At 60.4% G+C, this 25,184-nt stretch carries 29 protein-coding genes; 15 read left to right on the top strand and 14 right to left on the bottom strand.

Annotated features, from left to right (window positions below; all coding sequences use genetic code 11):
* Positions 1 to 7 precede the first annotated feature (7 nt).
* Together aqpZ and ACIOMR_RS08585 are read right to left on the bottom strand one after the other, a co-directional pair.
* On the bottom strand, positions 8 to 700 hold the full coding sequence (gene aqpZ / locus ACIOMR_RS08590; RefSeq protein ID WP_177022555.1) for an aquaporin Z: 693 nt from the start codon (positions 698 to 700) through the stop codon (positions 8 to 10).
* Positions 701 to 812: 112 nt separating this feature from the next.
* Positions 813 to 2,054 (bottom strand): hypothetical protein, encoded by a 1,242-nt coding sequence (locus ACIOMR_RS08585; RefSeq protein ID WP_401193469.1) that lies wholly within the window; start codon positions 2,052 to 2,054, stop codon positions 813 to 815.
* A 330-nt stretch (positions 2,055 to 2,384) separates the two neighbouring features.
* Between ACIOMR_RS08585 and ACIOMR_RS08580 the strand changes: the two genes are divergently transcribed.
* A complete protein-coding gene (locus ACIOMR_RS08580) occupies positions 2,385 to 2,645 on the top strand; it encodes a DUF2790 domain-containing protein (RefSeq protein WP_008436118.1) in 261 nt (86 codons plus the stop codon).
* Between the two features lie 153 nt (positions 2,646 to 2,798).
* Positions 2,799 to 3,197, top strand: a complete 399-nt coding sequence (locus tag ACIOMR_RS08575) for a hypothetical protein (protein WP_102369172.1) — start codon at positions 2,799 to 2,801, stop codon at positions 3,195 to 3,197.
* Positions 3,198 to 3,208: 11 nt separating this feature from the next.
* Here ACIOMR_RS08575 and ACIOMR_RS08570 read toward each other — a convergent pair whose 3' ends face one another.
* Together ACIOMR_RS08570 and ilvA are read right to left on the bottom strand one after the other, a co-directional pair.
* Positions 3,209 to 3,484 (bottom strand): DUF1652 domain-containing protein, encoded by a 276-nt coding sequence (locus ACIOMR_RS08570; protein ID WP_063029815.1) that lies wholly within the window; start codon positions 3,482 to 3,484, stop codon positions 3,209 to 3,211.
* Between the two features lie 512 nt (positions 3,485 to 3,996).
* On the bottom strand, positions 3,997 to 5,016 hold the full coding sequence (gene ilvA / locus ACIOMR_RS08565) for a threonine ammonia-lyase, biosynthetic (protein WP_102369173.1): 1,020 nt from the start codon (positions 5,014 to 5,016) through the stop codon (positions 3,997 to 3,999).
* Between the two features lie 258 nt (positions 5,017 to 5,274).
* Between ilvA and ACIOMR_RS08560 the strand changes: the two genes are divergently transcribed.
* The gene (locus tag ACIOMR_RS08560; RefSeq protein ID WP_003215288.1) at positions 5,275 to 5,478 is read left to right on the top strand and encodes a ParD-like family protein; all 204 of its coding nucleotides are present in this window, start codon (positions 5,275 to 5,277) and stop codon (positions 5,476 to 5,478) included.
* Positions 5,475 to 6,230 (top strand): type I methionyl aminopeptidase, encoded by a 756-nt coding sequence (map, locus tag ACIOMR_RS08555; protein ID WP_401193464.1) that lies wholly within the window; start codon positions 5,475 to 5,477, stop codon positions 6,228 to 6,230. Before ACIOMR_RS08560 ends, map begins: the two co-directional genes overlap by 4 nt.
* 135 nt (positions 6,231 to 6,365) lie before the next feature.
* Here the strand turns inward: map and ACIOMR_RS08550 are convergent, their stop codons facing one another.
* Together ACIOMR_RS08550 and ACIOMR_RS08545 are read right to left on the bottom strand one after the other, a co-directional pair.
* Positions 6,366 to 7,307 (bottom strand): magnesium transporter CorA family protein, encoded by a 942-nt coding sequence (locus ACIOMR_RS08550; RefSeq protein ID WP_177022558.1) that lies wholly within the window; start codon positions 7,305 to 7,307, stop codon positions 6,366 to 6,368.
* 6 nt (positions 7,308 to 7,313) lie between these two features.
* Positions 7,314 to 8,900 carry a RimK family protein gene (locus ACIOMR_RS08545; RefSeq protein ID WP_003215278.1) on the bottom strand — a complete coding sequence of 529 codons (1,587 nt, stop codon included), beginning with the start codon at positions 8,898 to 8,900 and terminating at the stop codon, positions 7,314 to 7,316.
* Positions 8,901 to 8,994: 94 nt separating this feature from the next.
* Here ACIOMR_RS08545 and ACIOMR_RS08540 point away from each other — a divergent pair, with 94 nt between their 5' ends.
* Positions 8,995 to 10,095: a GNAT family N-acetyltransferase/peptidase C39 family protein gene (locus ACIOMR_RS08540; RefSeq protein WP_003215276.1), complete on the top strand. Its 1,101-nt coding sequence runs from the start codon at positions 8,995 to 8,997 to the stop codon at positions 10,093 to 10,095.
* On the opposite strand, the gene sfnG is transcribed toward ACIOMR_RS08540, so the two are convergent.
* Positions 10,079 to 11,170 (bottom strand): dimethylsulfone monooxygenase SfnG, encoded by a 1,092-nt coding sequence (gene sfnG, locus ACIOMR_RS08535; RefSeq protein WP_087692696.1) that lies wholly within the window; start codon positions 11,168 to 11,170, stop codon positions 10,079 to 10,081. The genes ACIOMR_RS08540 and sfnG overlap by 17 nt on opposite strands.
* A 263-nt stretch (positions 11,171 to 11,433) precedes the next feature.
* On the opposite strand from sfnG, the gene ACIOMR_RS08530 reads away from it, so the two are divergent.
* Positions 11,434 to 12,669, top strand: coding sequence for an acyl-CoA dehydrogenase family protein (locus ACIOMR_RS08530; protein ID WP_134326709.1), 1,236 nt, complete (start codon positions 11,434 to 11,436; stop codon positions 12,667 to 12,669).
* Here the strand turns inward: ACIOMR_RS08530 and ACIOMR_RS08525 are convergent.
* Both ACIOMR_RS08525 and ACIOMR_RS08520 read right to left on the bottom strand, forming a co-directional pair.
* Positions 12,666 to 13,451, bottom strand: coding sequence for a sulfite exporter TauE/SafE family protein (locus ACIOMR_RS08525; RefSeq protein ID WP_008430805.1), 786 nt, complete (start codon positions 13,449 to 13,451; stop codon positions 12,666 to 12,668). The genes ACIOMR_RS08530 and ACIOMR_RS08525 overlap by 4 nt on opposite strands.
* Positions 13,452 to 13,533: 82 nt before the next feature.
* The gene (locus tag ACIOMR_RS08520; RefSeq protein WP_087692698.1) at positions 13,534 to 14,313 is read right to left on the bottom strand and encodes a class I SAM-dependent methyltransferase; all 780 of its coding nucleotides are present in this window, start codon (positions 14,311 to 14,313) and stop codon (positions 13,534 to 13,536) included.
* 137 nt (positions 14,314 to 14,450) lie between these two features.
* Between ACIOMR_RS08520 and ACIOMR_RS08515 the strand changes: the two genes are divergently transcribed.
* From ACIOMR_RS08515 to ACIOMR_RS08495, 5 genes are all read left to right on the top strand, one after another.
* Positions 14,451 to 14,972: a DUF3455 domain-containing protein gene (locus tag ACIOMR_RS08515; RefSeq protein ID WP_401193456.1), complete on the top strand. Its 522-nt coding sequence runs from the start codon at positions 14,451 to 14,453 to the stop codon at positions 14,970 to 14,972.
* Between the two features lie 70 nt (positions 14,973 to 15,042).
* Entirely contained in the window at positions 15,043 to 15,570 is a 528-nt protein-coding gene (locus tag ACIOMR_RS08510; protein WP_102369177.1) for a sigma-70 family RNA polymerase sigma factor, read from the top strand.
* A complete protein-coding gene (locus tag ACIOMR_RS08505; protein ID WP_401193452.1) occupies positions 15,567 to 16,250 on the top strand; it encodes an anti-sigma factor domain-containing protein in 684 nt (227 codons plus the stop codon). The genes ACIOMR_RS08510 and ACIOMR_RS08505 overlap by 4 nt, the downstream gene beginning before the upstream one ends.
* Before the next feature lie 114 nt (positions 16,251 to 16,364).
* Positions 16,365 to 17,618, top strand: a complete 1,254-nt coding sequence (locus ACIOMR_RS08500; protein ID WP_087692701.1) for a chloride channel protein — start codon at positions 16,365 to 16,367, stop codon at positions 17,616 to 17,618.
* Between the two features lie 87 nt (positions 17,619 to 17,705).
* Entirely contained in the window at positions 17,706 to 18,260 is a 555-nt protein-coding gene (locus tag ACIOMR_RS08495) for a UPF0149 family protein (protein ID WP_008430812.1), read from the top strand.
* A 132-nt stretch (positions 18,261 to 18,392) separates the two neighbouring features.
* On the opposite strand, the gene ACIOMR_RS08490 is transcribed toward ACIOMR_RS08495, so the two are convergent.
* Together ACIOMR_RS08490 and ACIOMR_RS08485 are read right to left on the bottom strand one after the other, a co-directional pair.
* Positions 18,393 to 19,022 (bottom strand): lytic polysaccharide monooxygenase auxiliary activity family 9 protein, encoded by a 630-nt coding sequence (locus ACIOMR_RS08490; protein WP_177117397.1) that lies wholly within the window; start codon positions 19,020 to 19,022, stop codon positions 18,393 to 18,395.
* A 212-nt stretch (positions 19,023 to 19,234) separates the two neighbouring features.
* Entirely contained in the window at positions 19,235 to 19,588 is a 354-nt protein-coding gene (locus ACIOMR_RS08485; RefSeq protein WP_003215254.1) for a DUF1428 domain-containing protein, read from the bottom strand.
* A 174-nt stretch (positions 19,589 to 19,762) separates the two neighbouring features.
* Between ACIOMR_RS08485 and ACIOMR_RS08480 the strand changes: the two genes are divergently transcribed.
* The 3 genes from ACIOMR_RS08480 (at position 19,763) to ACIOMR_RS08470 (ending at position 22,342) form a co-directional block, all read left to right on the top strand.
* The gene (locus ACIOMR_RS08480; RefSeq protein WP_401193447.1) at positions 19,763 to 20,563 is read left to right on the top strand and encodes an isocitrate lyase/phosphoenolpyruvate mutase family protein; all 801 of its coding nucleotides are present in this window, start codon (positions 19,763 to 19,765) and stop codon (positions 20,561 to 20,563) included.
* A 100-nt stretch (positions 20,564 to 20,663) separates the two neighbouring features.
* Positions 20,664 to 21,920, top strand: a complete 1,257-nt coding sequence (gene aroA, locus ACIOMR_RS08475; RefSeq protein WP_401193444.1) for a 3-phosphoshikimate 1-carboxyvinyltransferase — start codon at positions 20,664 to 20,666, stop codon at positions 21,918 to 21,920.
* A gap of 32 nt (positions 21,921 to 21,952) precedes the next feature.
* Positions 21,953 to 22,342 (top strand): hypothetical protein, encoded by a 390-nt coding sequence (locus ACIOMR_RS08470; protein ID WP_003215239.1) that lies wholly within the window; start codon positions 21,953 to 21,955, stop codon positions 22,340 to 22,342.
* Positions 22,343 to 22,870: 528 nt separating this feature from the next.
* Here ACIOMR_RS08470 and ACIOMR_RS08465 read toward each other — a convergent pair.
* Complete coding sequence (locus tag ACIOMR_RS08465) at positions 22,871 to 23,782, bottom strand: NAD synthetase (RefSeq protein ID WP_401193441.1); 912 nt, start codon at positions 23,780 to 23,782, stop codon at positions 22,871 to 22,873.
* A gap of 185 nt (positions 23,783 to 23,967) precedes the next feature.
* On the opposite strand from ACIOMR_RS08465, the gene ACIOMR_RS08460 reads away from it, so the two are divergent.
* Positions 23,968 to 24,456, top strand: coding sequence for a type VI secretion system tube protein Hcp (locus ACIOMR_RS08460; RefSeq protein ID WP_177047195.1), 489 nt, complete (start codon positions 23,968 to 23,970; stop codon positions 24,454 to 24,456).
* A gap of 49 nt (positions 24,457 to 24,505) precedes the next feature.
* On the opposite strand, the gene ACIOMR_RS08455 is transcribed toward ACIOMR_RS08460, so the two are convergent.
* A complete protein-coding gene (locus ACIOMR_RS08455) occupies positions 24,506 to 24,880 on the bottom strand; it encodes a tautomerase family protein (protein WP_401193438.1) in 375 nt (124 codons plus the stop codon).
* Positions 24,881 to 24,885: 5 nt separating this feature from the next.
* On the bottom strand, positions 24,886 to 25,164 hold the full coding sequence (locus ACIOMR_RS08450; protein ID WP_008436391.1) for a carboxymuconolactone decarboxylase family protein: 279 nt from the start codon (positions 25,162 to 25,164) through the stop codon (positions 24,886 to 24,888).
* Positions 25,165 to 25,184 lie beyond the last annotated feature (20 nt).

The following is a 25,184-nucleotide window of genomic DNA, read 5'->3' as shown; positions in this document are numbered from 1 at the left end:
GGTAGGCTCACGCTTCCCTAGCGCGGGTAACCGCCCGGGCAACGATGGCGCCCACCACCGCACCCGCTATCGGTGCCGCCCAGAATAGCCACAACTGCATCAGGTATTCCCCGCCGGCAAACAATGCCGGCCCGGTGCTGCGCGCCGGGTTGACCGAGGTGTTGGTGACGGGGATGGCCACCAGGTGAATCAGCGTCAGGGTCAGGCCAATGGCAATCGGCGCAAACCCGACAGCCGAACCCGGGCCGGTGACACGCATGATGATGAACACAAAAAAGAACGTCGCCACCGCCTCGACCACCAACGCGGCCAGCAGGCTGTAATGCCCGGGGCTCAATTGGCCATAGCCGTTGGCGGCGAAAGCGCCCACTTCAAACCCCGGACGACCACTGGCGATCAGCGCCAACACGGCGGCGGCGACAATCGCACCGGCGACTTGGGCAATGATGTACGGCACCACGTCAACGCCCGGCATCCGGCGCCCCACCCATAGGCCGATGGTCACCGCCGGGTTGAAGTGTGCACCAGAAATACTGCCCACCGCGTAGGCCATCGTCAGCACCGTCAAGCCAAAGGCCAGGGCGACACCGGCGAAGCCGATCCCGAGTTCCGGAAACGCCGCGGCCAGTATCGCGCTGCCGCACCCGCAGAAGGTCAACCAGAACGTCCCTAGAAACTCTGCTGCGATTTTCTTTTGCAAACCAACTCCACCCAATGCCAACGCCATCCGATTGATGGGCCTGGCGGCGACGGTAGCAAAAGCGATTAACTTGGCTGTATCAGACTTGTCCGGTAAACCGGTGAGCCTTTTTCTATGGCAGCGTTGCAACGACTGCATCGTCGGTGCCCGTGCTGTCTTCAGCACCGCCTGCCACATAAGTGCCGTTCGGGGATATCGCCGTCAGACCGCTTTCCTGACCGCCGCCGAACTGTGGAATGGCCACGGTTCCCGCCGCAGAAGTCCAGGTGGCGGCCTGGTGATACTCGCCGGCATTTTCGCTGGTCAGTGCCACGACGTCGTTATCACTCAAATCCACGAAGCCTATATGTGTGCCGCCTGCCAACGGCGGGATCAACTGAGTGCTGCCCGACGAAGGCGTCCAGAAGGCCAACAGATGATGGCCATTGCTGTCCTGGTACGACACAACGGCATGCCCGTTATTGTTCAACCGCAAACCGGTGATTCGAGGTGCCCCCGATACACCGCTGATGCTGCTCAACTGAACCGGCGTGGCGCTTGGATTGGGCCAGTAGACGGCTTGGGGCACATCCGGCGCCGAGAAGTGGCAAGTGCCCAGCAACTGCACTGCATTGTTTACGCTGCTTACGCTGCAGCCCGTGCTACCGGCAGGTGTGGTCAAGGGCGTCGTGACCAAGGTGCCCAGTAGCCCGGTTTTCTGCACGACTTTGGCGACGGTGTTGCCAGACGCAGGATTCGGGCAGTCGAGCGCAACGGTGGGCACACCGTTTATAGGCGTGTTGTTGATGTCGGCGGGAAAGCAGTTGTCGTGCAGGGCGGACACTTGAAGCGGGGCTGTACTCCCGGAAAACCACAACACTGCCGTTGCGTCACCGGTACCGCTTAAGCTCGCCCCGGCCAATACATCGCTCTGGTTGAAGGCACTAATGACAGTGCGCGCCTCAGGCAGTAATCCAGTGCCCAATACCGAGACGGCTTGCAACGCCACCGGCGCAGCGCCCGGCGTAGCGCTGTTCCAGATGACGGCGGTGGCTCGATTGTCTGCCATTTTGCATGAGCCCGCTATTTGTCCGTTATTGTCTATAGCCACGGCGGTGCAGCCTTGGCCACTCACCAATGGCGGTAGCGGAACTTCAGTGCCTGCCGTGGACGCGACCCACGCCACGGATGGCCCCGAAGTAGTGCCCGGGGTACAGGTACCCACCACAACGCCCGAGTTGTTGACCGCCAAGGAAACACATTGCTTCCCGGCAGCCGTGCCTTCACCGACGAATGTTGCTGCGCTGACAGCGCCTGTATAGGCAGTTGCACCCGCCATCGCGAGAACCAGCGTGCGGTTGATCAAATTGTTCATGGCTATTCTTTCCTTGGAGGCCAGTTTGATGGCCGGCGGGTGAGACGTTTCAAGCGCCGGGGCAACCTAGTTATGGCACAGTTCCCAGGACAGACAACTGTCAGAGTTGACAGGTTGTGAGGTGATAAAAAAAGGCGTAATAGATGCTTCCCTCACGCAGCCCACGCCCCCATGAAGATGAAGCTTTTGTCAGTAAAGCCTCACTTAATCGATGGTTAATCCCCCGGGAAGACAGTTGATTCGACCGCACTCGCACGGCTCCAACCGTTGCCCAGGGCGGCCGCGGCTCATCACGTTGTTGAGCCTGCGAACGACTTGCGGAGAAACACCATGAAACTGCGTACGTTAATGCTCGGTGCTGCACTGGCCCTGACGGCTGTAACGGGGATGGCGCAGGCTGACACCGCACCCGTCGTCACGCCTTATCACTACGGCGAGAAGATGGATGTGCAGAAGGTGCTTGCCATGCATGAAACCGATACCAATGAATGCAAGGTGATCAAGGCCGATATCAAGTTCGTGGACAGTCAAGGGAAAGTCCAGGACGTGGGCTATCGCAAACTGTCGGAAGCCTGTGATTTCCAGAATTGAACCGATCGGCTTTTTTGTAGGAGCGAGCTTGCTCGCGAAAGACTCCAGCGAAACGCGGGCATCCTGAATGTACGCGGGCCTTGCGTTCTTCGCGAGCAAGCTCGCTCCTACAGGGGTATCCTTGAGCGCTCGTTACGGCTGAAAGGATTCGCCATGCAAGTGCACTTCCGTCCCCTCGCTACCTTCACTGCCCTGCTGTGCTTTGCCCTCGCGCTGATCTGGGGTTTGCGCCCGGACCTGCTCCTGTGGGTGTGGAGTGTTGAATACTCCAGTGCCACCGGCCTGGTCGCCCGACGCAACGCCGCGCTGTTCCTGGCCATTGGCATCATGTTTTACCGCGCCCGCCATTCCCCACCTGATGCGACACGGCATGCCATGACCTCCGGCTTTGCGATCGGCTGTTTTGTGCTGGCGATGTTGGGGATCAGCGAATGGATCAGCGGCCATGCGGGCCCGGGGATTTTGCTGGCGGTGATCACGGAAACGGCGTTGGGCCTGGCGTTTCTCCAGGCCCGCAAGTCTTCACTGATTGAAGCTCAACCGTCCGTTTAATAGACGTCCGTTTAATAGAAAGGACGCGCACCGGCTCGTTTGAGGGCCGGGGCATGGGTGTGGGTGTGCTTGAGGTCTTCACGCAACTCGGTAATCAAATTGCAGATCGCCCGACTGCTGTCGAGCTTGTTCGCGCAAATGCCGGTGACCACCAAGTCGACCCGGTCATGGTCGATCTCGTGATAAACCTTCACCGTCAGCGAGGCGTCTGGCGCCTTGGTGACTTCACAGCGCTTAGGCAGAAAACTTCCTTCAATAATGCCGCGTAATTCCAGATCCGAAAGCATGGCCGACCTCTCCTTTTATGAGATTGCCAATCGATTGTTATCAATATTCTTTATTCGTACGGCTGGCGAACGCGGTGACACGCTCGCCGTTTGCGCCTGACCAGCCCTGGCAGACGGCTTTGCTTACCCAGCGTACTAGGCTCGCTCGAAATGCGTTGGATCCTTTCCTCATAAGCGACGACATTACTTATATAAGTTACGTGGCAGACCGCCATCAACCCTCCCGTTTGAGGTATGAACCGTCGTGCTTGTAGCTCATTCAGAGTTGTAACAGGATCTTATAAAGCATTAAACGTGCCGCCATACGCACTGCCCTGCGCCCCAGACAAATCGGGGCTTTCGGACAAAATTACGTGCCGTCGATTCATGCGTCTTGCAATGAGCCTCCCTTGGCATCATGCAAATTGAAAGACCGCTCGCTATAAGTGCCCGCAACAAACTTTTTTACGCCTTCATAACCACTATCCAAACGGATGAATGTAACTAAATTAAACAGTCTTTAGGTTAAACGTTTAACCTGTCTGAGCAGCCACTCGTTCAGCAACATGCCGCAAACTATCGAAGTTGATATTGGCCCCGGAGTTGATCGCCACCCATGTTTGCCCCTGGAGGCCAGTCTTCCCGACATACTTGCGGATACCGGCGACAGCCAGGGCACCTGAAGGCTCAGTGATCGAGCGCGTATCGTCGTAGATCAGCTTGATGGCACTGCACAGTTCGTCATTGCTGACGGTGATCACTTCATCCACATGGTGCCGGCAGATTTCAAAACCATAGGCGCCGATCTGGGCCACGGCCGTGCCATCGGCAAAGCTGTCGACACTCGGCAACACCACCCGGCTCCCTGCGCGCAAGGCTGCCAGCAGGCAACTGGAGCCTTCGGGCTCGACGCCGATGATGCGCACTTCGGGGCGCAGGTATTTGACGTAGGCCGCGATACCGGCGATCAACCCGCCGCCGCCCACGGGGACAAAGATCGCGTCCAGCGGGCCCTGCTGTTGGCGCAGCACTTCCATGCCCACGGTGCCCTGCCCGGCAATCACGTCCGGGTCGTCGAACGGCGAGACAAAGGTGCTGCCGGTGGCCTCGGCCAGTTGCAACGCGTGGGCCAGGGCAAACGGAAAGCTGGCCCCGTGCAACACCGCCTCGCCGCCTCGGGAGCGCACGCCCAACACTTTCAACTCCGGGGTGCTGCACGGCATGACAATCGTCGCCTTGATCCCCAACTCCCGCGCCGCCAATGCCACGCCCTGGGCATGATTACCCGCAGAAGCAGTGATCACGCCCCGCGCCTTTTGCTCGGCACTGAGCTGCATCAGTTTGTTGTAGGCGCCACGAATCTTGAAGGAAAAGGTCGGTTGCAGGTCTTCGCGCTTGAGCAGGATCTGATTGCCCAGCAATGCCGACAGCGCCGGCGCCACCTGCAACGGCGTACGCACCGCCAGGTCGTAGACCGGGGCGGCCAGGATCTTCTTCACATAGTGCTCAAGCAATCCCGAATCCTGGGGCTGGCTCGCGGGGCGGGTACTCATGGATGTCTCCTGGGTGTTTGCAGGGCCCTGGAGACGGAAAAACAAAACCCGCCTCTAGGGCGGGTTTGGGTACAGCCGAGCGCTATCCCGCCAAATGAGGAATGGCGGTAATAATGCTTGGCTGGCAACGAACGGTTTGAAATGTCATGAATCAAAATTAACCGGCGCCACCGGGCAAGTCAATGGCGAAACGCCAGGCTTTACGTAGAGCATACGAAACGTATACGCTTTGTATATCAACTCTGCACAGTGAAGCTCATGGGCATCGTCAAGATCACCGACCAATTGCACGAACAACTCCGTCTGGCCAGCGCCACCATGGACCGTTCCATCAACGCCCAGGCCGAGTTCTGGATCAAGATCGGCCTGCTCGCCGAACTCAATCCACACCTGGCCTATAACGACCTGATCAACAAACTGTTGCTGGACAAGCCCGACCTGATCCGGGGGCGCAGCGAATGATCAAGACCACCGAACAACTTGCCGTGATGCGCGAATCCGGCCGCCTGTTGGCCCAGGTGTTTACCATGCTCGATGGTTTTGTCGCCGCCGGCCAGTCGACCCTGGAGATCGACAGCGCGGTGGAAGCCTTCATCCGCAATGACCTGCAATCGCGACCGGCGAGCCTGGGCCAGTACGACTACCCCTTCTGCATCAATACCTCGATCAACGAGGTGGTGTGCCATGGCATGCCCAGCGCCAAGGTCGTGCTCAAGGACGGCGACATCGTCAACATCGACATCACCCTGGAGAAAGGCGGCTATATCGCCGACTCCAGCAAGATGTACATGATCGGCAATGTCTCGCCCAAGGCCCGGCGCCTGGTGGAAATGACCTTTGAAGCGATGTGGGCCGGCATCCGCCAGGTCAAGCCCGGCGCACGCCTGGGGGATATCGGCTACGCCATCCAGAACCATGCCCAGAGCAACGGCTACAGCGTGGTGCGTGAATATTGCGGGCATGGCATTGGCCGCGAGATGCACGAGGACCCGCAGATCCTGCACTTCGGCCGCCCCGGTACCGGGCTCGAACTGCGTGAAGGCATGGTGTTTACCATTGAGCCGATGCTCAACCAGGGCAGCGCCAAGGTGCGCAGCTTGAAGGATGGCTGGACGGTGGTGACGCGGGACAACAGCTTGTCGGCGCAGTGGGAACATACCGTGGCGGTGACGCGGGATGGGTTTGAGGTGCTGACGTTGCAGCCGGACGTCTGAATGGCGCACATCCCCTGTGGGAGCGGGCTTGCTCGCGAAAGCGGTGTGACAGTCGCCATCTACAGTGACTGATCCACCGCTTTCGCGAGCAAGCCCGCTCCCACATTTAGACCTCAGTGATATTCAGGATTTTAGTCATACTGCCTTGTCACCACTCCCCGCAATCCGCTTCAACCCCAGCACCATCAACCCCGCCCCGAGTCCCATCGCGGCCATGAACAACGGGTACGAAATCCACCACGGCGTGCCCGCCGTCATCATGCTGAACTCCGACATCCCGCCCACGCTGGCGATCAGGTTCAGCGGCAGGAACACCACGTTGATCAACGTCAGCTTGCGCAGCAGGTTGTTCATGCTGTTGTTCATCAGGTTGCCCCGGGCGTCGATCAGCCCGGAGAACACGTTGGAGTAAATCTCCGCCTGCTTGTAGCACTGGTTGTTCTCGATGATCAGGTCATCGATCAGGCCCAGTGTTTCGGCGCTGAAATGTTCCTTTTCCCCATGGTTGCGCAGGCGCGTCAGCACCGCGCCGTTGCTGTGCAGGGCGTTGATGTAATAGATCAGGCTTTCGCTGAGGTTGAACATCTGCATCAGGTGGCGATTGCTCATCGATGCATTGAACTGCTGCTGCAGTTCCCGGGCGACCATCTTGATCACCTTGAGGTGGCCCAGGTAGTGATGGATGTTGTTGAGCAGCAAGTCCAGCAACACATCCAGCGGCGTGCGCAATGGCCGGCGCGCACCCAGCCCGGAGAGCTGGCTGTCGTCGGTGGCGATCACCAGGAGTTGGTCCCCGGAAAACAGCAGGCCGCAGGACGCCACTTCAAACACCAGGTTGCCGCCGCCCGAATAGTTCTCCGGGCGCTTCCAGATCAGGAACAGGTTATCGGGGTGGAACTCGATGCGCGACACTTCGTCCGGGTCCAGCGCCGAGGCCAGGGCATGTTCATCGAGCTTGTAGCAGTCGCGCAGGTACTTGCGCTCGTGGGGGTCAGGATTGCTGAACAGCAAGACATCCCCGCCGTCCCCCAGGCTGTTGTACAACTTGCCATCGGTTAATTCAAAGCGCTGGATCATCGCGCGTCACCACACCTGGCCTTGACGCTTCAACTCCAGGCGTCGCACGAACTCTTCCAGTACCAGGGAATACAAGTCGTCTTGCAGGTAGGCATCTTCGATGCCGGCGTCCATGTTGGGGTTGTCGTTGACCTCGATCACCACCACCTTGTCGCCGGACTGCTTGAGGTCGACGCCGTACAGGCCGTCGCCGATCAGGTTGGCGGTTTTTACCGCCAGTTCCACCACCGCCTTGGGGGCTTCGTGAACCGCCAGGGTGCGGCACTCGCCGTTAATGTCCTGGCCGATGGCCTTGTGGTTGTAGATCTGCCAATGCCCCTTGGACATGAAGTACTGGCAGGCAAAGATCGGTTTGCGGTTGAGGACGCCGATGCGCCAGTCGTACTCGGTGTAGAAAAATTCCTGGGCCAGCAGCAACACGGAATGCTCGAACAGTTCGGCGGTGGCGGTCAGCAGCGCTTGCTGGCTTTCGACCTTGATCACGCCGCGGGAGAAACACCCGTCGGGGATCTTCAGCACCAGCGGGAAGCCGAGGCGCTCACCCACCCTTTCGAAATCTTCGGGTCGCTCCTTGTAGAGAATTTCGGTGGCGGGCATGCCCAGTTGATGGCTTTTCAGCAGGTCCGTGAGGTAGACCTTGTTGGTACAGCGCAGGATCGAGGCCGGGTCGTCCATCACCACCAGCCCTTCGCTTTCGGCCTTTTTCGCGAAGCGATAGGTGTGGTTGTCGACACTGGTGGTCTCGCGGATCAGCAGGGCGTCGTATTCGGCCAGGCGGGCGTAGTCCTTGCGTTCGATCAGTTCCACGTCGATGCCGAGCCCCTTGCCGACCCGGACGAAATTTTCCAGGGCGCGGGCGTTGGACGGCGGCAGTTGTTCCTGCGGGTCGTGCAGGATCGCCAGGTCATAGCGGGCCAGACGGCGGGAGCGCGGTTGACGCCAGATCTTGCGGCTGAAGTTGTCCAGGGCATTCGCGAATTGGTCTTCCTGGTCATCACGCAACTTGTGCAATACGCCAGACTTGATGCCTTCGATGTGCCAGCCGTTATTCTTGCGAAACTCAACTAACAGGATCGGGCAGGGAAACGCTTCAAACAATTGGCGGGCCAGATCCTGCAAGGGTTCAATATTGGTCCGGCCAAAGTAAAGTGTCAGGGTAAAGCCTTCGGTGTTGCTGTAGAGATGATGACTCAAGGCTTTATCGAGGGTTTTATCCAGGTCATCCAGGGCCAGGCCGTACAGGGACTTTTTCGTCAGTTCGCTGATGGTGCGCACCGACGGAATCACCTTGTGCCCCCGCGCCTCGGCCAGCAGCGAGCAGTAATAGCCGTGCCCCAGGTACTTGTAGCTGCGGCACAGGTTGATCACCTGCACGCGCTTGCCCGTCTCGTTTTCCCGGGTTTGCTCAAGGTATTCCTGGGCGGTGACGATGTCTTCGCTGGGGAAGTACGAGGCCCAGTCTTCCTTGCGCTCGACAATGATCACGACTTGACTTGCACTCTTGGGAGGGCTGGAAAAATAACCGTTGGAAGTTATTGTCGCCGCCACTGTTTGCTCGGATACTTCACGCCAATGACCTTGTACCGCTGACATATTGATTGATCCGCTTTAGAGAACTAGACCTTTTCTATTAAGCACGATCTTTTAGAGAAGTCCCGTTTCGTTACGCAACTTTTACGGCGGTCATATGGCTCTTTCCTTTCGCGTTGCAACACCCGATGACGTGCCTGCATTGGTGGCATTGGAACAGCACTGTTTCACCACGGACCGGCTCTCCACCCGTAGCTTCCAGTGGATGGTCAGTCGCGCCCACGGGCAACTGCTGGTGGCAGAAAAACACGGCGAATTGCTGGGCTACGCCCTGGTGTTGTTCCACCGTGGCACCTCGCTGGCGCGCCTGTACTCCATCGCCATCGCCGAGTCTTCCCGGGGCCTGGGCCTGGGCAAACAACTGCTGACGCGCATCGAAGCCTGTGCGGTGGAGCATGACTGCGCCTACCTGCGCCTGGAAGTGCGTACCGACAACCCCGGCGCCATCGCCCTGTATGAGCGCAACGGCTACCGGCGCTTTGCCCTGGTCAACGACTACTACGAAGACCACGCCCCGGCCCTGCGCCTGGAGAAACGCATCCTCCAGCACCAGGACGCGCGCGCCTTGAGCGTGCCCTACTACCAGCAAACCACCGACTTCACCTGCGGCGCCGCCAGCCTGCTGATGGCCATGGGTGCCCTGGAACCTGCGCGGGTGGCCCAGCGCCGGGAAGAACTGCAGATCTGGCGCGAGGCAACCACCGTGTTCATGACCGCCGGCCATGGCGGCTGCAGCCCCCAGGGTTTGGCGCTGGCCGCCTGGCGCCGGGGCTTTCGGGTGCGCATGCAGGTCAATGTCAGCGGGCCGTTGTTTCTCGACGGGGTGCGTGATCAGCATAAAAAAGACGTCATGCGTTTGGTGCATGACGCCTTCGAGGAAGAGTTGGCCTTGAGCGACGTTGAGCAAGTGCTCGGCGGCCCGCTGGATTTACCCCAGGTGCTGCGCGAAGGCGGCCAGCCGCTGGTGTTGATCAGCAGCTACCGGCTGACCCGCTCCAAGTCACCCCACTGGGTAATCGTCACCGACTGCGACGAAGACTTCGTGTACCTGCACGACCCGGACGTGGACCACAGCCAGCATCGCCAGCCCATGGACTGCCAGCACCTGCCGGTCAGCCATGGGGAGTTCGAGCGAATGTGCCGGTTCGGCAATAACAAATTGCGGGCAGCGGTGGTGGTGTTCAGGCGACTTGCTTGATCCCGGCCTTGGCTTCCAGTTCGCGCACCAGCGGTAATACACGCTTGCCGAAGTATTCCACTTCTTCCTGAAAGTGCAGGAAGCCGGCCAGTACCAGGTCCACGCCGACCGCCTTCAAGGCGACGATGCGCTCGGCAATCTGCTGCGGGGTGCCGATCAGGTTGGTCTTGAAGCCGTCGTTGTATTGCACCAGATCCTCGAAGGTCGACTTGGCCCAGTTGCCCTCACCTTCCGGTGACGCCTTGCCCGCCTGTTTCGCCGCATCGCCAAACGCGTTGACGGCTTCCGGGTCGGCCTGCTCGATGATTTGCGCGAGCACGGCGCGGGCTTCTTCCTCGGTGTCGCGAGCGATCACAAACGCATTCACACCGACTTTCACCGAATGGTTATTGGCCGCCGCCTTGGCGCGAATGTCATCGACCTGGGCCTTGATGCCTTCCGGGGTATTGCCGTTGGTGAAGTACCAGTCCGACACCCGTGCCGCCATGTCCCGCGCGGCCCGCGAACTGCCACCCTGGAAGATTTCCGGGTGGGGCTCGCCCAGTGGCTTGGGCTTGAGGCTGTAGTTGTCGAAGCGGTAGAAATCACCCCGGAAGGTGAAGTTGTCCTGGGTCCAGATGCCTTTCAGGGCGCGGATGAATTCCTCGGAACGGCGATAACGCTCGTCATGCTCCAGCCAGTGTTCGCCGATGGCCTGGAACTCGCCCTTGAACCAGCCGCTGACGATATTGACGGCAACGCGGCCGTTAGTGAGTTGGTCGATGGTTGCCAGTTGCTTGGCCGCCAGCGCAGGTTGCCAGGGGCCCGGCAGGATTGCCGCGATCACCTTGAGCTTGGTGGTGGCCGCCAGCAACGCATGGCTGAACGCGACCGACTCATGCTGGTATTCGGCGCCATAACCGGCGGTGAAACGAATCTGTGTCAGGGCGTATTCAAAGCCGGCTTCTTCAGCCAACTGCGCCAGCTTGCGGTTGTAGTCGATGCCCCAGTGGGTGCGCTGTTCGATCTTGCTGACCACCAGCCCCCCGCTGACGTTGGGCACCCAGTAGGCAAATTTGACGGCTTGCTGACTCATTGGACTGTACCTCGCGGATTGGCATGTACGAGGTGTGGAGCAGCAACTGTGCCAGTGGGCGTGAGAGGCCCGCACTACCGGCCTTCGAGCGCGGAAACAGGCGAAAAGCAGCCTGTTCCGAGCTGTCATGGATTGCAGCGGTTTGTCGTTTTGCTGTTGCAGGAACAACAGTTGAATCGGCACCCGTCCCGTAAATACGTGCCTTCGCGCCCGGCATGGACCGTGCAATAGCTCACCTATCTCACTGCCCAGGAACCGTCCCCATGACCGAACATCACGTGATCAATCCACTGTCCACCGGCGTCGATTATCACGCCCTGGCCGAACGCTTCCGGCCGATTTTCCAGCGCATCGCCGAGGGTGCCCTAGAGCGCGAACAAACCCGCGCCCTGCCCTACGAGCCGATCCAATGGCTCAAGCAAGCCGGCTTTGGCGCCGTGCGCGTCCCGGTGGAATACGGCGGTGGCGGCGCCTCCCTGCCTCAGCTATTCGAACTGCTGATCGAACTGGCCGAAGCCGACTCCAACGTGCCCCAGGCCCTGCGCGGGCACTTCGCGTTTGCCGAAGACCGCCTGAATGCCGCCCCCGGCGCGGCGCGAGACCTCTGGTTCAAACGCTTTGTCGACGGTGACATCGTGGGCTGCGCCTGGACCGAAATCGGCAGCGTGGCCATCGGCGATGTCGTCACTAAAGTCAGCCCCGACGGCGACAAATGGAAACTCAACGGTGAAAAGTTCTACAGCACCGGCAGCCTGTTTTCCGACTGGATCGACGTCTACGCCCAACGCAGCGACACCGGCGGCGATGTGATTGCCGCCACCCGCACCCGCCAGCCCGGCGTGGCGCAAAGCGATGACTGGGACGGCTTTGGCCAACGTACCACCGGCAGCGGCACCTCGCGTTTTACCGATGCGGTGGTGGAGGCGGAAAACGTCATCGACTTTGCCACGCGCTTCAAATATCAGACTGCGTTCTATCAGTTGGTGCTGCTCGCCACCCTCGCCGGCATCGGCCGCGCGGCCCTCAAGGATGTGGCGCATCAGGTGCGCAGCCGCAAACGGATCTACAGCCATGGCAATGCCGCCCATGTGAGCCAGGACTCGCAGATTCAGCAGGTGGTGGGTGAAGTTGCAGCACTGGTATACGCCGCCGAAGCCAGCGCATTGAAAGCCGCAGTTCCAGCGCAGCGGGCTTATGTGGCGCGGTTCGGTGGGGACGATGCCGTGGAGCACGAAGCCAATGTGGCCGCCGAAATCGAATCAGCCACGGCGCAGGTGGTAGTCTCGGAACTGATCCAGCGCGCCACCACTGAACTGTTCAACGCACTGGGGGCTTCGGATGTGCGCCAGGGCAAAGCTCTCGACCGGCACTGGCGCAACGCCCGCACCGTGTCGTCCCACAACCCGGTGATCTACAAGGCGCGGATTGTCGGCGACTGGGTGATCAACCGCACCGAGCCGCCGTTTGTGTGGCAGATCGGCAATGGGCCGGCGCGTTAAAACGCCAGCTTGAAGCCGATCATCACCAGCATGAACGCCAGGCAAGGACGCAATATCCCGTCCGGGACCTTGCCGGCCATGTGGCTGCCGACATAAATCCCCGGCAGCGAGCCCAGCAACAGGAAGCCCAGCAGGGTCCAGTCCATGTTGCCCATGCTGGCGTGGCCGAGGCCGGCGACCAGGGTCAGCGGCACGGCGTGGGCGATTTCGGTACCCACCAGGCGCTTGGTGGCCAGGAACGGGTACAGGATAAACAGCGCCACCGTGCCCAGGGCACCGGCGCCGATGGAGGTCAGGGCCACCATGGTACCGAGGACAGCGCCGGTGATGATGGTCAGCGCATTGAGGTTGCGCGGCGCCATCTTGTAGTCGTCGCCGGCATGCCGCTGGGCAAAGGCCAGCAGCTTGTTCTTGAACAGGATCGCCGTGGCCGTCAGCAGCAAGACCACGCCCAGGGACTGCTTGATCACCGCGTTCAAGGCGGCGGGGTCGGTGTCCAGGCTCTTGAGAAACCACAAGGTCAGCAACACGGCGGGCACGCTGCCCAGGGTCAGCCAGCCGGTGATGGTCCAGTCGATGTTGCGATTCTTGCTGTGAACCAGCACCCCGCCGGACTTGGTGATGGCGGCGTACAACAGGTCGGTGCCCACGGCGGTGGCCGGGTTGATGCCGAACCAGAGCAGGATCGGCGTCATCAACGAGCCCCCGCCTACACCGGTCATTCCCACGATAAATCCAACAATCAGGCCAGCAATCGAGAAACCAAAATTACCTACATCCATTACCACTACCTGCGGCCTTATAAAATTCTGGCCGCAGCATAGCGATTTTTCTTATAACTACTTATATCAAAACGATCTGACTTTATGCCTTTCTGGTCAGCCGCTGGCTGCGGTAAGCCTGGGTCTGGTACGGAAACGCAACCGTCTCACGGCCGCGCAAGGCCGGATGCGTGTTGATCAGCGACTGCAACTGCTCAGTGACCTGCGCCTTTTCTGCCGGTGGCAATGCGGCGATAAAGCTCACGGAAAGGAAGCGGTCCATGATCACTTCCTGGGGGCTGCCGACATGGCTGTAGGGGAAGCAGGTCATTTCGGGGGCGGAAAAATACTCGCCGGTAAAGGCCTCGCGCCAACGCCCGGTATGAAAGCGCGGTGTGTCGCCCTCGTAGGGCGTGATGATTTCGGTGATGGCCGCGACCCAGTCCACCGACTCATCCCGCACATTCCAGATCAACCCCAGGCGACCGTCCGGCTTGAGCACCCGGTGAATTTCCGCCAGGGCCGCTTCCGTGGAAAACCAATGGAACGCCTGGGCACACACCAGGGCATCAGCGGTGGCCGCCTCCAGGGGGATGGCTTCAGCGGTGCCCGACAGCAGGCGCACCTGGGGCAGCAGTTTGTGCAACTGCGCGCCCATTGCCTCCACCGGCTCCACTGCGATCAACGTCGGCGCCACGGTGCTGAGCAAGCGGGTGAACTTGCCGGTGCCGGCGCCCAGGTCGATGACCGTGGAGTGGGGATTGATCTGCAGGGCGTCGGTGAGCCAACCCGTAAGTTGCCGTGGATAGTCCGGCCGGCCTTGGGCGTACGTGACGGCCTGAGTAGAGAAACCCTGTTGAGCAGACTTGTGAACACCGGTCATCGTCAATCTCTCCTCTGGTAGTGCGGGGGCCCACAGTGTGCGCCCTTGAAGATTTATTTTCTAATCGCTGCATCCGTTTGCGCGTGCCGTGGGTAGTACAGGTAGCAGCGCCTTGCTGCCCTTATGGAGAGATACCGATGAACGCCAAAGCCCTGTTCTGCGTGACCTGCCTGTTCGCCACTGCACCGACTGCCTTTGCCCAGACCGGTTTACCCGACAGCATCAAGGTGCCGGACGGCCACAAGGTGACCATAGAAACCACCGGAGTCGGCGAAATCACCTACGAATGCCGGGACAAGGCCAATGCTGCCGGCCAGACCGAATGGTTTTTCGTCGGTCCCAAGGCGGTGCTCAATGACCGCAGCGGCCAGCAGGTCGGTAGCTACTTCGGCCCGCCGGCCACCTGGCAGGCCAAGGACGGTTCGAAAGTCACCGGCACCCAGTTGGCCGTGGCGCCGTCCAGCCCTGGCAACCTGCCTTATCAACTGGTCAAGGCCAACCCCGCCGAAGGCAAGGGCGCGATGAGTGGCGTCGCGTATATCCAGCGGGTGGCCCTCAAGGGCGGCGTTGCGCCAGGCACGGAATGCACGGCGGCCAACAAGGGCAAGCAGGAAGTGGTCAAGTACCAGGCCGACTACATCTTCTGGGCGGCCAACTGACCAGATTCGTCTACGCTGCTGCGAAAGCGCCCCGGGCTCACCGCCGGGGCCTCCACCTGGAAACCTGTCTTTGCCTGAAGCCGATTTTGACTATCAAGCCTGCCTGCTGGCCTGCGCCCGTGGCGAACAACCGGCCTTGCGCCGGCTGTATCAACAGGAAAGCAGCCGGCTGCTGGGGGTCGCGTTGCGCATCGTGCGTGACAAGGCGGTGGCCGAAGATATCGTGCATGACGCCTTCATCAAGGTCTGGAACGGCGCGGCCAGTTTTGACCCGCACAGAGGCTCGGCCCGCGGCTGGGTATACAGCGTGACCCGGCACCTGGCGCTAAATGCCGTGCGCAGCAATGGACGCGAAGTGCCCCTCAGCGAAGAGCATGAAAGCGCAGAGCGCGCTGACACCTTCGACTATCAGGCGCACTCGGCGCGGATCTACAGCTGCCTCGAACAACTCGACCCGGCCCGCCGCAACTGCATCCTGCATGCGTATGTAGACGGTTATTCCCACAGCGAAATCGCGCACAAACTCGGCACCCCGCTGGGTACCGTGAAAGCGTGGATCAAACGCAGCCTCGCGGCATTGCGTGAGTGCATGGCATGAACAGCATCGACGAACTGGCCAGCGAATATGTGCTGGGCACCTTGCCCACCGAGCAACGCACCGAGGTGGAACAGCGCCTGGCCACCGATGCCGACTTGCGTGCGGCAGTGGACGCCTGGGAACAGCGCCTGCTGCCACTGACTGGACAGGCCGCCCCGGCAACGCCTTCGATGTATTTATGGCGACGCATCGAGCGCAGCCTGGGGCATTCAGCCACCCGGGACTCGCCGGTCTCATGGTGGAACAGGCTGGCGTTGTGGCGCGGACTGGCCGGCGCCGGCATCGCGGCGAGCCTGGTATTGGCGACACTGCTGTTGACCCGTACGGCCGCCATCAACCCGACCGCGTATGTGGTGGTGCTGGTAGCCCCGCAAAACCAGGCCCCGGGCTGGGTAATCCAGGCGAGCAATACCCAGGAAATCCAGCTGATTCCACTGGGCATCATGGAAGTACCGGCAGACAAGACGCTGCAGTTCTGGACCAAGGGCGAAGACTGGCAAGGCCCGGTGTCGCTGGGATTGGTCAAGCCTGGACAGACGTTATCTGTGCCCCTGGACAAACTCCCGCCACTGGCGCCGAACCAGCTGTTTGAGCTGACCCTGGAAAATCCCGGCGGGTCGAAAACCGGCAAGCCGACAGGTCCGATTCAGGCAATTGGCCGGGCCGTTAAAGTAATCTGAACGTAATGCAATGTTGTGGAAGGCCAGTTCGCGCATGTGCATTACATCTCGGGGCTATGGCGTCACCATTGCGCTATAGAATCGGGCTCGGAAACCCGGCTCCCTGGACCCTTCATGCCCTCAAAAACCCGTTCGCTGCTGATTCTCGCACTTGTCGTCATCTTCACCGGCATCGGCGCCGGCCTGGGCGGCATGCTCCTCGCCTTGCTGCTGCACGGCATCCAGCATCTGGCCTACGGCTACAGCCTCGACAGCCTGATCAGCCATGAAACCTTTTTGCTCGGCGTCACCGCCGCCGCGCCCGAACGCCGGGTGCTGGTGCTGATCACCTGTGGCCTGGTGGCCGGTGTGGGTTGGTGGTTGATCTACCGCTATGGCCGCCCGTTGGTTAGCATCAAGCAAGCGGTCTCCGCCCAGGCACCGATCATGCCGCCCAAGACCACCCTCGCCCACGCCGTGCTGCAAATCATCACTGTGGCCCTCGGCTCGCCATTGGGCCGTGAAGTGGCGCCACGGGAAGTCGGCGCGCTGGCCGCCACCTGGTTGTCACAGCGGGCGCGACTGGCGCCGGACATGCACCGACTGATCGTCGCCTGCGGTGCGGGCGCCGGGCTGGCGGCGGTGTACAACGTGCCGTTGGGCGGCGCGGTGTTTGTGCTCGAAGTGTTGGTGGGTGTGTTCAGTTGGCCGGCGGCAGTGATTGCGTTGGCCACCTCGGCCATCGGCGCGTCGGTGGCCTGGATTGGCTTGGGCGCAGAGGCGCAATACGTGGTGCCGCACTTTGTGCTCAGCCCTGGCTTGATCGCCTGGGCGCTGGCCTGCGGGCCGGTGTTTGGCCTGGCCGCCTACGGATTCAACCGGCTGACCGGCGCGGCCCGCAGCAACGCCGCCCGTGGCTGGCGGTTGCCGGTACTGTCGTTGATCAACTTCACGATCATCGGGGGCCTGGCGATTTTCCTGCCGCAGATCCTCGGCAACGGCAAGGGCCCGGCGCAACTGGGCTTTGACAATGAGCTGACCATCGGCCTTGCCGCGGTGCTGCTGGTGGTCAAGGTACTGATCACGGCGAGCAGCCTGCGCGCCGGTGCCGAAGGCGGTTTGCTGACCCCGGCGCTGGCCAACGGCGCCCTGCTCGCCATCATCCTCGGCGGCGCCTGGAGCCTGCTGTGGCCCGGCGTGCCGCTGGGGGCGTTCGCGATCATCGGTGCGGCGGCGTTCCTGGCATCGAGCATGAGCATGCCGTTGACGGCAATCGTGCTGGTGGCGGAATTCACCCGCATCGACCATGACTTCCTGGTGCCGATCATTCTCGCGGTGGCAGGTTCGATGTGCATGAGCAAGCTGTGCGTCCTGTGGGAAAAGCGTTGAAGAAGCTGGATTAAAACCCCGACACGCGCCATCCTCCGCGCTTTAAGCCGCCCCATCAGCGGCGTTCCACGCACAAAGGATATGCCCATGCACGACCAACCCCTCGCCCCCGCCGATTTCGAGTTCATCGACGACACCCTGCTCAAGTACGGCGACGACCACTCGGTGCTGAACCTGGCCGAGCTCGACGGTTACTTCACCGCCCTGGTTTCAAGCCCCGCGCAGGTGGAGGTTGCCGAATGGTTTCCCGGTATCTTTGGTGGGCAGAACCCGGATTGGGAAAGCCCGGAAGAAGCCGGGCAGTTCCTTGAACTGTGCGTGCGCCATATGAACGCCATTGCCACGCAACTGGCGACCGACGCCCAGGGTTTCAAGGCACGTTTCGAGGAAACCGAGCATCAGGACCAGCCACTGACCCTGGCGGAAGAATGGTGCTTTGGTTATATCCGTGGCGCCGCTATCGGCAACTGGCCAGAGCTGCCTGCCGAACAGGCCGGGCAACTGGAAAAGATTTCCTGGTGCGCCGAGCAGGACAACTTTGAACTGCCGGCAGACCTGGATGTAAATGCCCATCAGCAACGGGTAGCCGCTATCGAACCGGCCGCCCGTGCGTTGCACGACTACTGGTTGGCCCAGCGCTGAACGCAACACCTGTGGCGAGGGAGCTTGCTCCCGCTGGGGTGCGAAGCGCCCCCGATTTTTAGGGCTGCTTCGCAGCCCAGCGGGAGCAAGCTCCCTCGCCACATTTTGTTTTGCCTCCAGGTTCAGTTGCGGCTAGTTGAAATCGACGTCAAACGCCTGATAGAACGCATTGCCGGTGTTGGCCACGATCCACATCAACACCAGCACATGCCGGCCCTTCTTGCCCTTGGGCAATGTCACTTGATGTTCAACCTTGGCCTTCAATTCTGCCGAGTGCTGGTAATACGGCACCTGGGTGTAGAAATCCTCGAAGAAAGGCTTGGCCTCCAGTTGAGCACGGCTGATGCGCTGCTTGGGGTCCCAACCGTCCTTGGTGATCAACCAGCGATAGCCACGGGTCACGTGCGCGGCGGTGTAAGCCCACTGCACCTTGAATACCTGGCCGGCTTCAACATTCAACAACGGCCAGTTAAACGGGGTGTTGAGCTTCTTACCCATTTCTTCGTCGGTGAAGTTCACACAGTCGCGGGCATCGGTCTTGCCGCCGCTGAGGATGTGCCCGTCGGCGGGGGGCGTGACGCTCTGATCGTCAGTTTCGTAAGGTGCCGGAAACGGCCCGGCGTTGAGGGCCGGGAAGTTCTTGCCGCCTTCCATTTCGTTGACTTGCCAGTTTTCCAGCAGGCCACGCTCTACCGCCACCGAGCCACGGCTGGCGGGTGTCACAACGCGACCATGCCTGAGTTGAGTCTGGGGTTTGTTCATTTCAGTCACTCCTTGATTGAAGACTTCCCCTCATGGGAAGCGCTTGAACTTAGCCCACCTCACCGGGTTGTCTACCCGACGGTTCTGTCAGACAAATCGCGTCATGTCCTTGTTTTTGCGTAGCTTTCGCACTGGTCTTGCACCAGAGTTATCGTCGGTCCTACCCTGCGACAGGCGATCGGACTACAGCCGCCGTCCATGAACGCCTGGCCTCAGGTGTTCAGGATCATCTCAAACCCGCCATAGATCATCCGTTGCCCATCAAACGGCATCGGATTGACGTCCGCCTTCAGGCGCGGGTCTTCCATCACCTTGCTCATCCCGGCGTCACGCACCTGCCGCGACGGCCAGACGATCCAGGAAAACACCACGGTTTCATCCTCCTTGAGCTTGACCGCCATGGGAAACGAGGTCACCTGCCCCTGGGGCACGTCATCGCCCCAGCACTCGATGATATTCAGCGCGCCATGGTCCTTGAACACCACGGCGGCGGCCTTGGCATGCTGGATGAATTGTTCGCGGTTTGCGGTGGGCACCGCGATGACACAGCCATCTACGTAAGACATGATCACTCTCCTGATTCGACGGGTTGTTTTGCCTGTAGTCGATCCATCAGGCGCTCAATCGACATCAACGTGGGAAATGTCGACCAGTGGTGTGTTATCGATTGCGATGCCGGGCCGATTCTTGATATGACAGGCGCCTTCAACAACAAAGCCCACTCAAAGGACTGACCCGCCATGACCGCCCACGCTACCGCCTTCCACGCCCTGCACCATGCTCAACTGTTTATCCTGCCCAACGTCGCCGATGCCGGCGGCGCGCGCCTGGTGGCGCAACTGGGCAGCCAGGCCGTCGCCACCAGCAGCGCGGCCGTTGCCTGGACCCACGGCTACAAGGACGGCAATCAGCTGCCGCTGCCGCTGCTGGTCAGCACCGTGCAATCCATCGCCCGGGTGATTGACGTGCCGCTGAGCGTGGACATCGAGGCCGGTTATTCCGACGACCCGGAGCACGTGGGCCGGGTGATCAAGGCCGTAATCGACGCGGGCGCCATCGGCGTCAATATCGAGGACGGTGCCGGCACGCCTGAACTGCTGGCCCGCAAGATCGAAGTCGCCCGTCGTGTGGCGGACAACTGTGGCGTGAAGCTGTTTATCAATGCCCGCAGCGACGTGTATTTGAAAGGATTGGCCCCGGAGCCACAGCGCCTTGAAGAACTCCTCAAGCGCGCCGCGTTGTACCAGGGCGCAGGCGCCAACGGGCTGTTTGCCGCCGGCATCCACCTGGAGCACGAAATCCAGCAGCTCTGCCAGGCGACCAACTTGCCGGTCAACGTGCTGGCCTGGGCCGGCCTGCCCGCGCCCGAGACGCTGCAAGCCTTGGGCGTACGCCGCCTCACGGCCGGCTCGAGCATCGCCGAATTCCTGTATGGCGCCATGCACAGCCTCGCCGAAGGCTTCCTGCGTACCGGGCAACTGGATACGCACGCGCTCAAGGCGTTCACCTATGGCGACATGAATGGCCGCATGGCGCCATAACCCGCGACTCTGAACGATCCCCGCTCGACAACGGTAGCGTGTTTGGCCGATTATTCGTGTCCGCCAAACGCCACCCACCTTGAAGCAGGAGCCTTGTACCTTGAGTTCGCAGAAAACCGTGACCGTTACACCGCCCAACTTTCCTCTGAACGGCAAGGTAGCGCCCCCCGGCTCCAAATCCATTACCAACCGTGCCCTGCTGTTGGCGGCCCTGGCCAAGGGCACCAGCCGCCTGAGCGGCGCGTTGAAAAGCGATGACACCCGCCACATGTCGGTGGCCCTGCGGCAGATGGGCGTGGTGATCGATGAACCGGACGACACCACCTTCGTCGTCACCAGCATTGGCAAGCTGCAATTGCCGGGGCAGCCGTTGTTTCTCGGCAACGCCGGCACCGCGATGCGCTTTCTCACCGCCGCCGTGGCCACCGTGCAAGGCACCGTGGTGCTGGATGGCGACGCCTACATGCAAAAGCGTCCGATAGGCCCGCTGCTCGCGACCCTCGGCCAGAATGGCATCCAGGTCGACAGCCCTACCGGTTGCCCCCCCGTGACCGTCCATGGCACTGGCCGCGTGCAAGCCAAGCGTTTCGAGATCGACGGCGGCCTGTCGAGCCAGTATGTGTCGGCGCTGCTGATGCTGGCGGCGTGCGGCGAAGCGCCGATTGAAGTAGCGCTGACCGGCAAGGACATCGGCGCCCGTGGCTATGTCGACCTGACCCTGGACTGCATGCGCGCCTTCGGTGCCCAGGTGGACATCGTCGATGAAAGCACCTGGCGCGTGGCCCCGACCGGCTACACCGCACACGACTACCTGATCGAGCCTGACGCTTCCGCCGCCACCTATCTGTGGGCTGCCGAAGTGCTGACCGGTGGCCGCATCGACCTCGGTGTCGCCCCACAGGATTTCACCCAGCCCGACGCCAAGGCCCAGGCAGTAATCGCGCAATTTCCGCAGATGCAGCCGGTGGTCATTGGCTCGCAGATGCAGGATGCCATTCCAACCCTCGCCGTACTGGCCGCGTTCAACAACACGCCGGTACGCTTCACCGAACTGGCCAACCTGCGGGTCAAGGAATGTGACCGGGTGCAGGCCCTGCATGACGGTCTGAATGAAATCCGCCCAGGCCTGGCGACCATTGAAGGTGATGATTTGCTGGTGGCCAGCGATCCGGCCCTGGCGGGCACCACGTGCAACGCGCTGATCGACACCCACGCCGACCACCGCATCGCGATGTGCTTTGCCTTGGCGGGCTTGAAGGTCTCGGGGATCAGGATTCAGGACCCGGACTGCGTCGGTAAGACCTATCCTGAGTACTGGAAAGAGCTGGAAAGCCTTGGGGTCCATCTGACCTGGTAAGCCGCCGGCGCCGGTAACGGGAGGGAGACTGCATGACGATTCGCCAACCCTGCCCACCCGGCGTCTGCGACTGCAATCGTGAGCAACTGCTCGACCTTCTCGGCGCCGATGCACGCATCCTGCACCTAACGCGCCAGGAAGAAAAACGCCTGCTCGAACGCCTCGAAAACCTGCAAAGCCTGCCCGATCTTGAGCGCATGCAACAGCTGATGTACCAGCAACTGGGCATTCGCGTGCATATCGCGCCGGGTCATACGGAAGTGAAGACGATGCGCGGGATTCAGATCGTTATCGATGACTTGCCGGGGTTGTGTCGCAAGACCCGGCAGTCGATTCCGGCGGCGATTCGCAAGGGCATGGAGAAGCGGCCGGAGATTGCGTATCGGTTGCTGGATGCTCATGACTTGTTTCGCGAGGGCTGAGGGCCGCCTTCCATTTGCGGCGATTTTCTCGCTTGAGCCTGCGGGCCGTTTTGTATTCGAGGCGAGCCTGGGCCATCTCCTGAGTACGCGGGGGCCGAAAACCGGCTTTGTAACGCTTGCGTTCGTGGCGAAGTAGAACGAGTTCTGCGCGCATTTGGCGGTGGCGTTTAGTGTTCAGGAGGTAGAGGCCTAGAAGCGAGAACAAAAGCCCTGTCGAGAAAGTAAAAAGATCTGGTGTGTAGCTGATAGTGAACATCACCGCAGAAAAGCTCAGCACACAACAGCCAACCATTATCCAGACTCCCCACGCTCGCCCTCGCACAACAAGAGCATTTCCCACCGACAAGATCACTGACATTACGCCCATATCAAGACCCGAGTAATTGCGGTAACCAGAAATCCGATGTAGATAGGTGCTGCCCAAAAGCGCGCTCGCCATAACAAGCGCAAGAAGCGCGCAAAAAAAAGCACCAATAAAAACCGGGCCATACCGAGCCAGAAAGGCCTGACGTGAATGCCTCAATTCCATCATTCAAACTCTTCGTATAGGCCGATAGCGACGGTTCTAATATTCCCGGACAAACCGCTGCCGGTAATACTCATAGACGCGCCAATCGCATCCTTTATTTGCGTGACCGTCGCTTGATTGATTTGTGTAGCCGTGTAGCTTTTTGGCAGAGTCCCCATGCGTTGCTGAAGTTTCCGTAGTGCGCTGCCCATATTAGGGGCTCGAAGCGTCAACAGCTCCCTGGTCAACGCTTTTCTCTGTTGCCTACTCAGGTCCTTGGACAACTCCAACCAATTCCTGCCAGTTGATACCTTCCTGGCCCGCATGAGTTTCAGCGTCGTCAAACCGGACGTGCCAGCTCCTAGAAGCGATACGCCATCCAGTACCGGCATTACGTAGCGATACCACTCAGCTTCATTTAGATCATCGTTGATCGCAGGGTCTTTCATCTCATTACGAGTCCTGTACAGACCCGCGCCGCATTGAAAAGAGCTTGCCACGGCTGCTGTGAAAGCCATACCTGCCACAGCAGTACTTACGCCAGCCGTAAACGGTGTAGCAACTGAGCCACCCGAGAAAACCAGCCAACCCAATACGGCAGCACCACAGGATAACCCTGCGCCGAGCGCCTCAAAAACCACCTGCGACTCCCTCGGCTCCTGCTGCAGCTCCCGTATAAAATCCAGCCGCGCCATGTACCTCGGCGCTTCACGCAAAACCACCCGTTTGGGCAACACACTGCAAATCGGCTGAAACTCACGCAACGTCACCGGCCACAGTTGATCATCGAGGTACACCACTCCTGCCCCCGCAATCGCCGGATCGGCATCGATCGCGGCAAACAATCGGCCGAGGTCGATACTGCCTTCGATCCGTTCGCGGGTGGTGCGATGGGCCGCGGGAAAACCGTCTTTCAAGACGCTGGAAGTCATTCCTTTACTCCTGGATTGCACAAGAACGCAGAGAGTAAGAGTGATCTGCTTAAAAAATTGTCGGAAAACTCCTCTTTTCCAGACAGGCACTTCCCGATCACATCTCAGCGTCTTGTGGGCAATCATTCCAATTGGAAAAGTACGCCCCGCGCCACTACCGGCGACAGTGAGGACAAGGAGCAACAATGGCGACTGATATGTTTTTGAAGCTGGGCGATATCAAGGGTGAGTCCAACGACCAGGCACACCGTGATGAAATCGAGATCAGTAGTTGGGGCTGGGGAATGAAACAATCAGGATCGATGCATTCTGGTACGGGTGGCGGTGCTGGCAAGGTCAATATAAGAAACCTGTCGATTACCAAGACTCTGGACAAGTCCACGCCCAACCTGATGATGGCGTGTTCCACCGGCAAACATTATCCCGAAGCCCGGCTGGTGGTTCGTAAAGCGGGCGGTGCCAGCGCCGTGGAGTACCTGGTCATTACGCTCAAGGAAGTCATGGTGACGTCCTACGAAACCGGGGCAGTGACAACCAGCGATGTGCTGACCGAAGAAGTCGGCCTGAACTTCGCCAAAGTCGAGGTCAGTTACCAGCCGCAAAAAGCCGATGGTGGCAAGGATGGCGGAGCGCTCAAGTACGGTTGGAATATCCGCGAGAACGTTAAAATTTAACGATTAAAACGGGCGCAAACTCGGTCGGCTTGACGGCGCGCCCACACCTCTAATTCCCTCTTCCCCCCGCAAACGACCACTCATCTGCCGCCGTCGTCGTAATCACCACCATCACATCCTCAGGGCTCAGCCCAATCGTAGCCTCCAGCCGCTCCACCAACACCTGGTAAAACCGCCGTTTGGTCTCGGTATCACGAGGTTTACCGCCCGTGATCGCGATGAGTACATAGTCGTGGCTGCGCGGGCCGCCCAAATAGTTGGGGTCGATGATCATCTCGCCAATTTCGTGCTGGTGGATCACGTGGAAGCGATCCGCGTCAGGAATCTTGAAGCTCTCAACCAGGGCGTCATGCAATTCCTGTGAAAGCGTTTGCAGATACTCAGGGGATTTCCCGCGGTGCAAGGAGATTCGGGCGTAAGGCATGGTGGTTACTCCGCAGGATGGATGGCTGCCAACAGGTTCAGCGCCGACGCCGCTGTCGGCCAGCCGGAGTAAAACGCCAGGTGAGTGATGACTTCACCCAGTTCCTCGACGCTCAAGCCATTGCCAACCGCCCGCTGCAAGTGAAACGGTAGTTGCTCCAGACGGTACATCGCCACCAATGCCGCCACGGTGATCAGGCTGCGCTCCCTGGGCGACAGGCCCTCGCGCTCCCAGATATCGGCGAACAGCACGTCGCGGGTCAGCTCGGTAAATTTGTTGCTCATGGACGCTCGCTCCGACAATT

Source organism: Pseudomonas sp. NPDC087814 (genome assembly GCF_044742865.1).
Lineage (GTDB): Bacteria > Pseudomonadota > Gammaproteobacteria > Pseudomonadales > Pseudomonadaceae > Aquipseudomonas.
Note: the sequence above shows the minus strand (reverse complement) of the source record. Positions and strands in the feature narration are given on the sequence as shown.

Excerpts from the sequence above, each read along its gene's own strand:
- ACIOMR_RS08515 (WP_401193456.1), top strand. The coding sequence starts at position 14,451 with ATGAACGCCAAAGCCCTGTTCTGCGTGACCTGCCTGTTCGCCACTGCA.
- ACIOMR_RS08505 (WP_401193452.1), top strand. The coding sequence starts at position 15,567 with ATGAACAGCATCGACGAACTGGCCAGCGAATATGTGCTGGGCACCTTG.
- ACIOMR_RS08575 (WP_102369172.1), top strand. The coding sequence starts at position 2,799 with ATGCAAGTGCACTTCCGTCCCCTCGCTACCTTCACTGCCCTGCTGTGC.
- ACIOMR_RS08470 (WP_003215239.1), top strand. The coding sequence starts at position 21,953 with ATGACGATTCGCCAACCCTGCCCACCCGGCGTCTGCGACTGCAATCGT.
- ACIOMR_RS08520 (WP_087692698.1), bottom strand. The coding sequence starts at position 14,313 with ATGACCGGTGTTCACAAGTCTGCTCAACAGGGTTTCTCTACTCAGGCC.
- ACIOMR_RS08500 (WP_087692701.1), top strand. The coding sequence starts at position 16,365 with ATGCCCTCAAAAACCCGTTCGCTGCTGATTCTCGCACTTGTCGTCATC.
- ACIOMR_RS08465 (WP_401193441.1), bottom strand. The coding sequence starts at position 23,782 with ATGACTTCCAGCGTCTTGAAAGACGGTTTTCCCGCGGCCCATCGCACC.
- ACIOMR_RS08560 (WP_003215288.1), top strand. The coding sequence starts at position 5,275 with ATGGGCATCGTCAAGATCACCGACCAATTGCACGAACAACTCCGTCTG.
- ACIOMR_RS08480 (WP_401193447.1), top strand. The coding sequence starts at position 19,763 with ATGACCGCCCACGCTACCGCCTTCCACGCCCTGCACCATGCTCAACTG.
- ACIOMR_RS08570 (WP_063029815.1), bottom strand. The coding sequence starts at position 3,484 with ATGCTTTCGGATCTGGAATTACGCGGCATTATTGAAGGAAGTTTTCTG.
- ACIOMR_RS08495 (WP_008430812.1), top strand. The coding sequence starts at position 17,706 with ATGCACGACCAACCCCTCGCCCCCGCCGATTTCGAGTTCATCGACGAC.
- ACIOMR_RS08585 (WP_401193469.1), bottom strand. The coding sequence starts at position 2,054 with ATGAACAATTTGATCAACCGCACGCTGGTTCTCGCGATGGCGGGTGCA.
- ACIOMR_RS08450 (WP_008436391.1), bottom strand. The coding sequence starts at position 25,164 with ATGAGCAACAAATTTACCGAGCTGACCCGCGACGTGCTGTTCGCCGAT.
- ACIOMR_RS08485 (WP_003215254.1), bottom strand. The coding sequence starts at position 19,588 with ATGTCTTACGTAGATGGCTGTGTCATCGCGGTGCCCACCGCAAACCGC.
- ACIOMR_RS08540 (WP_003215276.1), top strand. The coding sequence starts at position 8,995 with ATGGCTCTTTCCTTTCGCGTTGCAACACCCGATGACGTGCCTGCATTG.
- ACIOMR_RS08530 (WP_134326709.1), top strand. The coding sequence starts at position 11,434 with ATGACCGAACATCACGTGATCAATCCACTGTCCACCGGCGTCGATTAT.
- ACIOMR_RS08545 (WP_003215278.1), bottom strand. The coding sequence starts at position 8,900 with ATGTCAGCGGTACAAGGTCATTGGCGTGAAGTATCCGAGCAAACAGTG.
- ACIOMR_RS08460 (WP_177047195.1), top strand. The coding sequence starts at position 23,968 with ATGGCGACTGATATGTTTTTGAAGCTGGGCGATATCAAGGGTGAGTCC.
- ACIOMR_RS08550 (WP_177022558.1), bottom strand. The coding sequence starts at position 7,307 with ATGATCCAGCGCTTTGAATTAACCGATGGCAAGTTGTACAACAGCCTG.
- ACIOMR_RS08580 (WP_008436118.1), top strand. The coding sequence starts at position 2,385 with ATGAAACTGCGTACGTTAATGCTCGGTGCTGCACTGGCCCTGACGGCT.
- sfnG (WP_087692696.1), bottom strand. The coding sequence starts at position 11,170 with ATGAGTCAGCAAGCCGTCAAATTTGCCTACTGGGTGCCCAACGTCAGC.
- ilvA (WP_102369173.1), bottom strand. The coding sequence starts at position 5,016 with ATGAGTACCCGCCCCGCGAGCCAGCCCCAGGATTCGGGATTGCTTGAG.
- ACIOMR_RS08455 (WP_401193438.1), bottom strand. The coding sequence starts at position 24,880 with ATGCCTTACGCCCGAATCTCCTTGCACCGCGGGAAATCCCCTGAGTAT.
- map (WP_401193464.1), top strand. The coding sequence starts at position 5,475 with ATGATCAAGACCACCGAACAACTTGCCGTGATGCGCGAATCCGGCCGC.
- ACIOMR_RS08525 (WP_008430805.1), bottom strand. The coding sequence starts at position 13,451 with ATGGATGTAGGTAATTTTGGTTTCTCGATTGCTGGCCTGATTGTTGGA.
- ACIOMR_RS08490 (WP_177117397.1), bottom strand. The coding sequence starts at position 19,022 with ATGAACAAACCCCAGACTCAACTCAGGCATGGTCGCGTTGTGACACCC.